This is a genomic window from Campylobacter sp. GB48 (assembly GCF_049221845.1).
Classification (GTDB): domain Bacteria; phylum Campylobacterota; class Campylobacteria; order Campylobacterales; family Campylobacteraceae; genus Campylobacter_D; species Campylobacter_D lari_C.
In genome coordinates, this window is sequence record NZ_JBMJAR010000010.1 from 36,342 (window position 1) to 47,253 (window position 10,912).

The 10,912-nt window shown below is 29.3% G+C and carries 10 protein-coding genes; 5 read left to right on the plus strand and 5 right to left on the minus strand.

The annotated features are described in order from the left end of the window. Window positions 1-8: 8 nt before the first annotated feature. Window positions 9-218, minus strand: coding sequence for a cbb3-type cytochrome oxidase assembly protein CcoS (gene ccoS / locus ACOTVC_RS06290; protein WP_039617783.1), 210 nt, complete (start codon window positions 216-218; stop codon window positions 9-11). Then, a complete protein-coding gene (locus ACOTVC_RS06295; RefSeq protein WP_421628006.1) occupies window positions 215-2,560 on the minus strand; it encodes a heavy metal translocating P-type ATPase in 2,346 nt (781 codons plus the stop codon). The genes ccoS and ACOTVC_RS06295 overlap by 4 nt, the downstream gene beginning before the upstream one ends. 174 nt (window positions 2,561-2,734) lie before the next feature. On the opposite strand from ACOTVC_RS06295, the gene rho reads away from it, so the two are divergent. Both rho and ACOTVC_RS06305 read left to right on the plus strand, forming a co-directional pair. Continuing rightward, on the plus strand, window positions 2,735-4,039 hold the full coding sequence (rho, locus tag ACOTVC_RS06300) for a transcription termination factor Rho (protein ID WP_214116556.1): 1,305 nt from the start codon (window positions 2,735-2,737) through the stop codon (window positions 4,037-4,039). A 2-nt stretch (window positions 4,040-4,041) separates the two neighbouring features. Further along, window positions 4,042-5,574, plus strand: a complete 1,533-nt coding sequence (locus ACOTVC_RS06305; protein ID WP_421628008.1) for a DNA polymerase III subunit gamma/tau — start codon at window positions 4,042-4,044, stop codon at window positions 5,572-5,574. Here the strand turns inward: ACOTVC_RS06305 and ACOTVC_RS06310 are convergent. Beyond that, a complete protein-coding gene (locus tag ACOTVC_RS06310) occupies window positions 5,571-7,664 on the minus strand; it encodes a TonB-dependent receptor domain-containing protein (RefSeq protein ID WP_421628009.1) in 2,094 nt (697 codons plus the stop codon). The two genes, ACOTVC_RS06305 and ACOTVC_RS06310, sit on opposite strands and share 4 nt — an antisense overlap. A gap of 155 nt (window positions 7,665-7,819) precedes the next feature. On the opposite strand from ACOTVC_RS06310, the gene exbB reads away from it, so the two are divergent. The 3 genes from exbB to ACOTVC_RS06325 are packed head-to-tail and all read left to right on the plus strand — an operon-like array spanning window position 7,820 to window position 9,283. Next, a complete protein-coding gene (gene exbB, locus ACOTVC_RS06315) occupies window positions 7,820-8,251 on the plus strand; it encodes a TonB-system energizer ExbB (RefSeq protein WP_149062773.1) in 432 nt (143 codons plus the stop codon). Further along, a complete protein-coding gene (gene exbD, locus ACOTVC_RS06320) occupies window positions 8,244-8,633 on the plus strand; it encodes a TonB system transport protein ExbD (protein ID WP_421628011.1) in 390 nt (129 codons plus the stop codon). Before exbB ends, exbD begins: the two co-directional genes overlap by 8 nt. Next, window positions 8,630-9,283, plus strand: a complete 654-nt coding sequence (locus tag ACOTVC_RS06325; protein WP_421628013.1) for an energy transducer TonB family protein — start codon at window positions 8,630-8,632, stop codon at window positions 9,281-9,283. Before exbD ends, ACOTVC_RS06325 begins: the two co-directional genes overlap by 4 nt. 10 nt (window positions 9,284-9,293) lie before the next feature. Here ACOTVC_RS06325 and ACOTVC_RS06330 read toward each other — a convergent pair whose 3' ends face one another. Both ACOTVC_RS06330 and ACOTVC_RS06335 read right to left on the minus strand, forming a co-directional pair. Further along, window positions 9,294-9,746, minus strand: coding sequence for a DUF411 domain-containing protein (locus tag ACOTVC_RS06330; protein ID WP_214116958.1), 453 nt, complete (start codon window positions 9,744-9,746; stop codon window positions 9,294-9,296). 22 nt (window positions 9,747-9,768) lie between these two features. Further along, entirely contained in the window at window positions 9,769-10,233 is a 465-nt protein-coding gene (locus tag ACOTVC_RS06335; RefSeq protein ID WP_039628094.1) for a hypothetical protein, read from the minus strand. Window positions 10,234-10,912 lie beyond the last annotated feature (679 nt).

The window sequence follows — 10,912 nt, forward strand, 5'->3', positions numbered from 1 at the left end:
AACAGCCTTTATGGCTGTTTTTTATTCTTTTCCATGGCTTCTTTTTTTCTTTTTTCTAAAATCACTGCATCGTTTAAAGCATCTTCACTATCATTTAAAGTAGTAAATTTATAATCATCATCAAATTGCTTATTCTTTATACCCCAAAGCAAAGCGCAAATTGCCAAAAATAAAGCAACTAAAGAAACACCTATCATCATCATCAAAACGCCATTCATTTTTTTATCCTTAAAGCATTTAAAATTACTATTATACTACTAAAAGACATTGATAAGGCTGCAATTAAAGGATTAATCAAACCAAAAAAAGCCAAAGGCATACTCAAAGCATTATAAAGCAAAGAAAAAGCTAAATTTTGCTTAATAATTTGGTAAGTTTTTTTAGCTATTTGTATGGCTTTTTGTAAGCTTTTTAGGTCATTTTTTAACAATATAATATCACTATTTTCCATAGCAAGCTCAGAACCTTCTTTTAAAGAAACCCCAACACCTGCATAAGAAAGTGCTAAAGCATCATTTACCCCATCTCCTACCATTAAAACCTTACCTGTTTGATTTAAATTAGCTATTATTTGCATTTTATCTTCTGGCATACATGCGGCTTTGAAATTATTTATTTTTAATTTTTCAGCTACCTTACTCACAGCAGATAAATTATCACCACTTAACATATAAATTTGCATTTTACGTTCTTTCATAAATCTAATCAACTCTTCAGAGCTTTCTCTCATACTATCTTCTAATTCAAAAACTGCTAATATAGTTTTATTTTTAGCAAATATAAAATGCGTAGTTTGAAATTCTTGTACTTGTATATGATTTTCTTTAAAAAATTTCTCATTTCCTCCCAAAAATTCATCTTTGCCCAAAAAAGCTTTATAACCTCTTGCTTGAAAATTTTGAACTTTTTCAAATTCTATTCTACTATCAATTTTTTCATCTAAAAATTTCAAAATACTTTTAGCCACTGGGTGGTTAGTTAGGTGTAAGAAATGTAATAACTCATTTTTATTTAACCTTTCATCCAAAAAGCTTTTTTTAACTTCTAAACTAGCCTTTGTTAAAACCCCTGTTTTATCAAACACAGCCACATTACACCTGCTCAAATCCTCCACAACACCTGCTTCTTTAAATAAAATTTTTTCTTTCAAACCAGCACTAATTGCCACTAAAGAACTCACAGGAGTAGCCAAAGCCAAAGCGCATGGACAAGCTATGATTAACACAGAAACCATGCGTATCATAGCTTCTTCAAAACCCAAATTTAATACAAAAAAAGTAAAAGCGAAACAAAACAAAGCACAAGTTAAGATAATAGGTGAAAAATACTTACTTACTTGTTGTACCATTTTTTCTATTTTGACTTTTTTTGAACTTGAGTTTTCGAGCAAATTAATAATCCTAGCTAATTTAGAATCCTTATAAAGTGCATTTGCCTTATATAAAGCATTCCCGCTTAAAACCAAAGAGGCAGAATAAATCATATTATCTTTTTGCACATCAAGCGGTAAACTCTCTCCACTTAAACTAGACATATCCAAGCTAATATTACCACTAACACACACTCCATCTATTAAAACCCTATCGCCTTCTTTTAATTCTATAATATCCCCTATTTGCACTTCTTCTACATCGATATTTTCTATTTTGTCATTTTTTAAAACCCTTACTTCACTACTTAAAAACGATCGCAAATGATCAAGCGTATCAAGAGCTTTTTTCTTACTTAAAAGCTCTAAGTACTTTCCTATAAAAACAAAACAAATAATCATCGCTACAGAATCAAAATACACTTGCGAAGCTCTTGAAAACATTGCCCATATTGAATATATATAAGCTAAACTTGCCCCACTAATTACCAAAGTGTCCATATTAACACTTTTAAATTTTAAAGCATAATAGGCATTTTTATAAAAAATCGAGCCTGTGTAAAAAAGCACAGGAGTACAAAGTAAAAATTCAGCAAAATGCAAAATATCCTTAGTATCAGCTTCCATGCCACTAAAAAACCCAGCATACTTGGCTACAGATATCCACATGATATTCATCACACAAGCTATGGCAACTATTAATTTTGCATAAAAATCTCTTTTGGTTTGAGTTGCTCTTTGTTCATTCTTTGTAGGCAAATACACACTAGCCTTATAACCTATACTTTCTATACTTTGGATAATTTTTGCTAAATTTATGCTTTTTTTATCAAAAACAATTCTAGCTTTATGAGTAATAGAATTAATATCAACTTCTATCACTCCTTCGCTTTTAATGAGAATTTTCTCATTAAGCCAAACACAAGCAGCACAATGAATTTCTTCTATAAGTAAAAAAATCTCACTAAAATCCTCTTTGGTTTTTTGTATGTATTTTTCATAATCTTTAACATTATGTTCTATTATCGCAGGAGTTAGAGTTTGATTGCCAAGTTTTTCATAAAATTCTTCCAAATTATTTTCTTGCAAAATCTCATAAACACTCTCACAACCCTTACAGCAAAAATAATTTCCATTTTTTTCTATCATTTGATCTTGTCTAAAGCTTAATTGGCAGTGTTTGCATTTCATCTTATACTTTCTTTGATAATTTTTGCAATATTTTATCATTTTTTTAAAATCACTATTTTAAAAATTATTTACAAAGCTATATTATAATTTTAAAAATTTGACAAAGAAGCATTTTTTTGAATAAAATCTCTTATTCATTATTAAATACTACATTTTCTACATTTTAGAGGATATATGGAAAATACAAAAGAAAAAAAACAACATCAAAGAACACACATTCCGGTGGAAGGTTATAAGATAGAAGATTTAAAGTTGCTTGATCTAGAAAGCTTAGTTAAAATTGCCAATGAAGCTGAAATAGAAAATCCAAGAGAATTTAGAAGACAAGATCTTATTTTTGAAATTCTAAAAGCACAAACCAAAAAAGGTGGTTTTATACTCTTTACAGGAATTTTAGAAATTTCACCTGAAGGCTATGGGTTTTTACGTGGCATGGATTCAAATTTAAGCGATAGCGTTAATGATGCTTATGTATCAAACTCACAAATTCGCAAATTTGCTCTGCGTGTTGGGGATATAGTTACCGGTCAAGTTAGAGAACCAAAAGAACAAGAAAAATACTACGCTTTGTTAAAAATCGAAGCAATTAATTATCTTCCATTAAAAGAAGCCAGAGAAAGACCTTTATTTGACAATCTTACTCCAATTTTTCCAACTGAAAAAATCAAATTAGAATACGATCCTTTAAAACTAACAGGTAGAATGCTTGACTTATTTGCCCCTATAGGAAAAGGCCAAAGAAGCTTAATCGTAGCACCTCCAAGAACTGGTAAAACTGAACTAATGAAAGAACTAGCTACTGCTATTGCTAAAAATCACCCAGAGGCTCATTTGATTGTACTTTTGGTAGATGAGCGCCCTGAAGAAGTTACAGATATGCAAAGATGTGTTAAAGGTGAGGTTTTTAGCTCTACTTTTGACTTACCTGCTTATAATCATGTTAGAGTAGCTGAGCTTGTTATAGAAAAAGCAAAAAGGATGGTAGAAACAGGTAAAGATGTCATTATTCTGCTTGATTCTATTACAAGATTAGCAAGAGCTTATAATACCGCTACGCCAAGTAGTGGTAAGGTTTTAAGCGGTGGGGTTGATGCAAATGCCTTGCATAAACCAAAACGCTTTTTTGGTGCAGCTAGAAATATAGAGCATGGTGGCTCATTAACCATTATAGCAACTGCTTTGATAGAAACAGGCTCAAGAATGGATGAAGTAATTTTTGAAGAATTTAAAGGAACGGGAAATAGTGAAATCGTTCTTGATAGAAATATTTCAGATAGAAGAATTTACCCTGCAATTAACATCATAAAATCGGGTACTAGAAAAGAAGAATTGCTCCAAGGTGTCGAAAAACTTCAAAAAATTTGGGCAATTAGATCAGCTATTTCACAAATGGATGATATAGAGGCTTTAAAATTCTTATACTCTAAAATGCTAAAAACCAAAAGCAATGAAGAGTTATTATCTATCATGAATGAGTAGCAATGCTTCAAGCTCTTGCTGTTAAATACAGACCAAAAAATTTCAATGAACTTGTAGGGCAAAATACTGTTTCTACAAGCTTAAAATATGCTCTTGAAAATAATCGCTTAGCACATGCTTATTTGTTTTCAGGATTACGTGGAAGCGGAAAGACTTCAAGTGCAAGAATTTTTTCAAGAGCCTTAGTATGCGAAAAGGGACCAAGTGCTAACCCTTGTGGAGAATGCTCTCAATGTTTATCTTCACTTAATGGTTCTAATATAGACATTATAGAAATGGATGCTGCAAGCCATAGAAGCTTAGAAGACATTCAAGAGCTTATCGAACAAGTCAAATACGCTCCATCTTTAGCTAGGTTTAAAATTTTTATTATCGATGAAGTACATATGCTTACCCCACAAGCAGCAAATGCCTTGCTTAAGACCTTAGAAGAGCCACCAAGTTATGTAAAATTTATACTAGCAACAACCGATCCCTTAAAACTTCCTGCCACAGTTCTTTCAAGAACGCAGCATTTTAGATTTAAGCAAATTTCTACCCATGATATCTTAAATCATCTTGAGTGGATTTTGGAAAAAGAAAATATCAACTACGAAAAAGAAGCTTTAAAACTCATTGCAAGAAGTGGAAATGGCTCCTTAAGAGATACCCTAACCTTACTAGATCAAGCCATAGTATATTGTCAAAATGATATACAAACACAAAAAATCACTGCAATGCTAGGCTTTTTAGATCCAGCTAAAATTGAAGAATTTTATCAAGCCATTTTAGCTAATGACAAAGATAAAGTTCTTGAGTTTTTAAAAGAATTTGAAGATTATGAAGCAAGTAATGTCATTGATGAGATGATATTTTTTTTAAAAGAAGCATTTTTTGCCAAAAATAATCTTTTTTCTATGTTAATTTATGAAAGATTTTTTAGAATTCTTTCACGCGCTAAGACTATGTTAAATTCTAGTGATGATGATAGCTTTGTACTTTGCGTTATGGCTTTCATGCTTATTGAAGCAACTTATTTAAAAAGCATTGATGAGGCTATTAAAAGCTCAAAACAAGATAGCATGCTAAGTCCAAAACAACAAGAAATTCCTTCTATTCAACAAACTCCTAAAGAAGAAAAACTTAATCCTTATGAAAATCTCTTAAAAGCAATATATAAAAGAGATTATGATTTAGCTGAAGTTTTTAAAAAAACCACTCAATTTATTTCTTTTGAAGATGATATTTTAAGTATTAGCTCACACGCTAAAGATAATGATAGAATGGTTTTAAATAATGGTTTTAAATTAATCAAAACATTACTTCATGAGCTTTTTGGAGAAAAAGCACAAATCAAAATTCAAAAAACAGAAACCATAGACACTCAAAAACTACAAGATATATTCAAAACTCCCATAAAACAAGAAGTAAAAAGCACTCCAAATTTAAATGAGCATTTTGAAAATTTTAAAAAAGATGCTAAAAAATACGATCCTAAAGACGAAACCAAAGAAGCTCTTAGTAAACTCTTTGGTTCACCAACTATACAAAATTAAAAACTACCATTGATTGAAATATAAATTCTTCTTCCCTCTTCTATACGATTATAAGTATTTACCCAAGTATCTTCACCTTTGTTTTTATAAGATTCCCAGTCATTTGTAAAACTTTTATCAAAAAGATTATAAATTGCTGCATTAATACTCCATTTTTTATTGATATAATAACGCACGCCCATAGAAGCTAAAAAGACATCTTGATAGTATTCTCTATTAATATTTGTATCACCCATATAACGATCTATTTGCCACTCACCTTTTACCCATGGAGTAAATTTATTAAAGATGTTATAACTTGCTTTTAACATGATATTGTGTTTTAAACTATCAATTTCTGGCTTTCCTATCACAGCCTTATCTTGTGCATCTTTTACTTCACTATCAAGATAAGTGTAAGCTAAATCTAAATTTAAATGCTCTAAAGGAGTGATCCCCGCTCCAAGCTCTATACCCTTATATTCAACCTTACCATGATTAATCGCTTGATAACATGTATCAGCTTCACATTTTCCAATACCCGAAATCATGCTATCTTTGTCGAATTTTTGACTAGAAATTTTATCTTTGAAATTGGTTAAAAAGCCAGTTGCTGAAATATAAAATAAATCATTATTATAAACGGCAGCTAATTCATAATTAAGCGATGTTTCTTCTTTTAGATTTGGATTTCCATACATAGGGTATTTACCTTGTCCGCTATAATTATAAGCACCAGCTATCAATCTATTAGCATATGGAGTTCTAAAGCCCGTTGAAACACCACCTTTTAAAGTGAGTTCGCTAGTAGGATTATAAACCAAATAAGCTCTTGGTGAAATATTATTTCCAAAAATTTCATGATGATTATACCTTGCGCCAAAAGTAAATCTCAAATCATCTCTTATACTATATTCATCTTCTGCAAAAAAAGCTAATAAATATTGATCAAAATTCGTTGGATTAGCGATTTTATCTTGCATTTTTTCAAGTCTATATTCACCACCCACGCTTAAAATATGACTTTGGCCTAAAGGAATAACTGATCTTGTATCTAAAATAATATCTTCAGCAACTATATCTCTATTTTGCCCTAAAAATGGCTGATTTGCTTGGCCAACCACCTCACGCCCATAGTTACTTACACGGTTATACTGCAAAGTAGAAGTAATCGAAAAATCTTCATACACACCCTCATGACTTAAATAAGTTACCAACTTATCCACTTGCATAGTGTCTGTATAACCACCTGTTAAAGAGCCATCATTTTTATCTGTTGGTTTTGTTAATGTGCCTAGTTGACCTTTTTTGTTATCATAATGATTTCTTGAAAAATCAATGTCAAATATCAAAGTATTATAATCATCTACTAAGTAATTTAACCTAGTTCCTAAATTAAAATTATTAGCTTTTGTAGGGCTTTGTGCTTGATCGCCTTGCACTCTTTGTCCACTTCCATTGCTAAATTCAACATTAGATTGTTCCCTATAAAACTCTCTAAAACGTAAGGTTAATCCTAGGCGATCATTCATCAACGGGCCGCTTGAATATATACTTGTGCCATAAGTATTACCCCATTCTTTATGTGCATTAAAAATACTATCTAGACTAACTGATGTTTCCCATTTATCACTTACTTTTTTTGTGATGATATTTACAACACCACCTAAAGCTTCAGAACCATATAAAGTACTCATTGGTCCTTTGATTACTTCTATTCTTTCTATGCTAGAAATTGGAGGTAGGAATGAATTTGAAATTTCATTAAAACCATTAGGTCCTACTTCTCCGCCTATCCCTTGACGGCGCCCATCAATTAAAATTAAAGTATAACCAGTAATACCTCTCATGGTAATATTATAAGATCCAGTTTTTCCTTTACTAGCAAATAAATCCACACCAGGAATATCAGCAATAGCTTCGGCAACATCTCTATAAGGCTTACTTTCTAAATCTTTTTTGCTAATCACATTTATAGTGGCAGGGGCTTCTTTAATATCTTGAGAAAAACCAGAAGCACTTACTATGGAGCTATCTAATAAAACTTCTTGTGATAAAGCATTACAGACCAAAAAACTAGCAACACAAAATGATAAACAATGTTTTTTCATTATTTCCTTTCTTGTAAATATATTTTCAAAACTGGAATATTATGATAATAATTATTAATTTAAAATAAATTTATTGTATCAATTATGATAATTGTTATTAATAAAAAATTTAATTTTTAGCAATATAATCACAAAAAAAATAAAACGAGGATAAAATGGAATTTTTAAAAACTTACATTGACTTAATTATATTTATTGTTTTAGGAATAATGGCATTTATTGCTATATGGTGCACTATTGAGCGTATCTTGTTTTTTAGAAAAATTAAGCTAAATGATTATCAATGTCAAGAAAAATTTGATGATGCGATTAGTGAAAATCTCACCATGCTTTATATCATTTACACTAATGCTCCTTATGTAGGACTTTTGGGAACTGTAGTGGGAATTATGATTACATTTTATGACATGGGCGCAAGTGGGAATATTGATGTTAAATCTATTGTTATTGGTTTATCGCTAGCTTTAAAAGCTACAGCATTAGGAATTTTAGTTGCCATTCCTTCTTTAATGGCTTATAATGGATTGCTTAGAAAAATATCAACTTTGAGTAATGCATATCGTATTTTTAAGGATAAAAATGCTTAAATTACCAAAAAATGAAGGTTTAAACATTATTCCTTTTATAGACATAATGCTTGTTTTGCTAGCCATTGTTTTAAGCATATCCACTTTTATCGCGCATGGTGAAATCAAAATCAATCTACCACAAAGTGAAAATTCAAATTCTATAAATAAAAATAAAGATAAAGTGAGCATTTTGATTGATAAAGAAAATAAATTTTATATCGATGGAAAAGCAATCTCCCTAGAAGAAATAAAAGAAAAATTTGACACTATAGATTCTAAAACATTAGTAGAGTTAAGAAGTGATAAAGAAGCAAAATTTGAAAGTTTTGTAAAAATTATTGATATTTTAAAAAATAAAAATCATGAAAATTTTCAAATTTTAACAGAGCAAAAAAAATGAAAACATTTATAAATAATCATAAAAATCAATCCTTTTTTATCACTTTATTTCTCTTTTTGCCTTTATTTTTTGTTTTTATTTATACTAAGAGTTTTTTACATATACAACATAGTGCTTCAAAAGAAGAAAAATTTAATATAGCTATAAAACAATTTTTACAAGATTTCCCTAAAGTAAAAACCGAACAGCCTAAACAAGAAAAAATAAAAAAACTAGAACAAACAAAAGAAAAGTCTGTTGTTCAACCTAAAAAAGTAAATACTTTAACTAATGCCAAGATAACAAATCAATTAAATGAAGAAATAAAACCCCAAAAAACTTTAACCCAAGAAAAAAACACTCCAATAACTTCTCAAGAAAGCATATCTTTAGCTAATAATAATGAGCTTTTAAAAGAAGTCAAACAAGCTATAGATGAAGCTTTAATCTTTCCTAGACAAGCCAAAAAAATGCGAATGAGTGGTGAAATTTTAGTAGAATTCACATGGACTAAAGATAAAAATCTATTAAACTTAAAAATATTAAAACCATCAAAATATAAATTATTGAACGATAGTGCCTTAGAAACTATACGTATAGCATCTAAGAATTTTCCACAATATGAAAAAACTTTTCGTATAAGAATACCATTAATATATAAAATAAACTAAGCAAAATTGCTTAGTTTGTGGTAATTAAATTATGTCCTTTATAGATCCCATAAATTTTATAATCTCCATTTTTAAGCATTAAAACTACAGGATATTCTTCTTCATAACCTTGCTCCATCCCAGGACTTCCTTGAGGCATACCAGGAGCAGAAATACCTATAACATCTTCAGGTTTATTTTTCAAAAGCCAAGCAACTGCATCTTCAGGAACATGTCCTTCTATGGCATAACCATCAATTACACCAGTATGGCAACTTTGATACACAGGTTGAATATTCATTTTTTCTTTTATTTTTAAAAAATCCTCGCTTTTATGTATTTGCACTTTATAGCCTTTATCTTTCATATAATTAGCCCAAAGATCACAACATCCACAAGTGGGACTTTCATAAATATTCAATAATTTATCTCCACCAATTAAAGCTATACTTGATAATGCTAAAACACTAATAATTTTTTTCATAATTCTCCTTTATCTTAAATAATTACATAAAAACATCCGATGTTTTAAGAGTCGCTTTTTGTTTTTCTTCAAATTGTGCTTGTGCTATTAACTGCTTAGGACTTAATTGAATATTGATATGAGAAATTTTATCTTGCAAACTATTTTGTATATTTTCTTTAATTTGCTCTTCTATTTTCTCTTTTATCTTTTCTTTGTATTTTTCATTACTTTCTGTAAATTTTTTCTCATATTTACCGGTCTCTTTATTATAATACATTTCCTCTTTGTATTCTTTCAAGGCATTCTCTGAAGCTTCTTTTGCTTCTTGAAACAATTCCTTTAAAGGTCTATCATATAAGCTATTTTTTTCTTGGATGCTTGAATTTAATTCAAGTGAAAATGCTTGTTCTTGATGGGATTGCACAGTTTGTTTTTCATTTTTTTGTTTTGAACTAAAAATATCATATGAGTGATTAGAAAATCGATTTTCCTCTATACGAAACATCTTTATGCTCCTGAATAAATTTATAAATTACAACAAGCAAAAAATATTCCAATATATAAGTTACAAACCTAGCAAACCATTAAAAAATTATCAACCTTTTCAACTAAAACATAAATCACAATCTAAAATCATAAAAATTTAAAAATAATGTCGTAAACAAAAATATCTATAATAAAATAATCCAACTAAATAGTCAAACAATTTACTATTTTCTCATCACCCAACCCCAACCTATCAAATAAACCATTAAAACAATTCAATAACCAAACAACACAAATCTAAGCCATAAAAATAACTAAAACAATCAAGCCATCTAATTCTTAGTAAGCATTCTATCAAATCTTAAAGCTACAGTTAATTAAAAAATTTCACAATAAAAACGTATCCTACCGTTTAACTAAACAACTAAACAACTAAACAACCTAATTTTTCAGATTAATAAAAAAGCAAAAAAATAAGCAGTAAAAACTAAAAAAACCAAATTTATCAAACTCGCTATAAACATTTTAAACTTAAAACGACTAAATCCCCAAACAATATAAATCCAAAAGCTAAATCACTAAAAACACAAACAACTAAAAACAAAAATACAAACCATAGCAAAAAAATAAAACAATAAAGAATAAAAATAAATTAAAAAATAAAAAGGAATACAATTAAATAAAAACCACAAAAAATA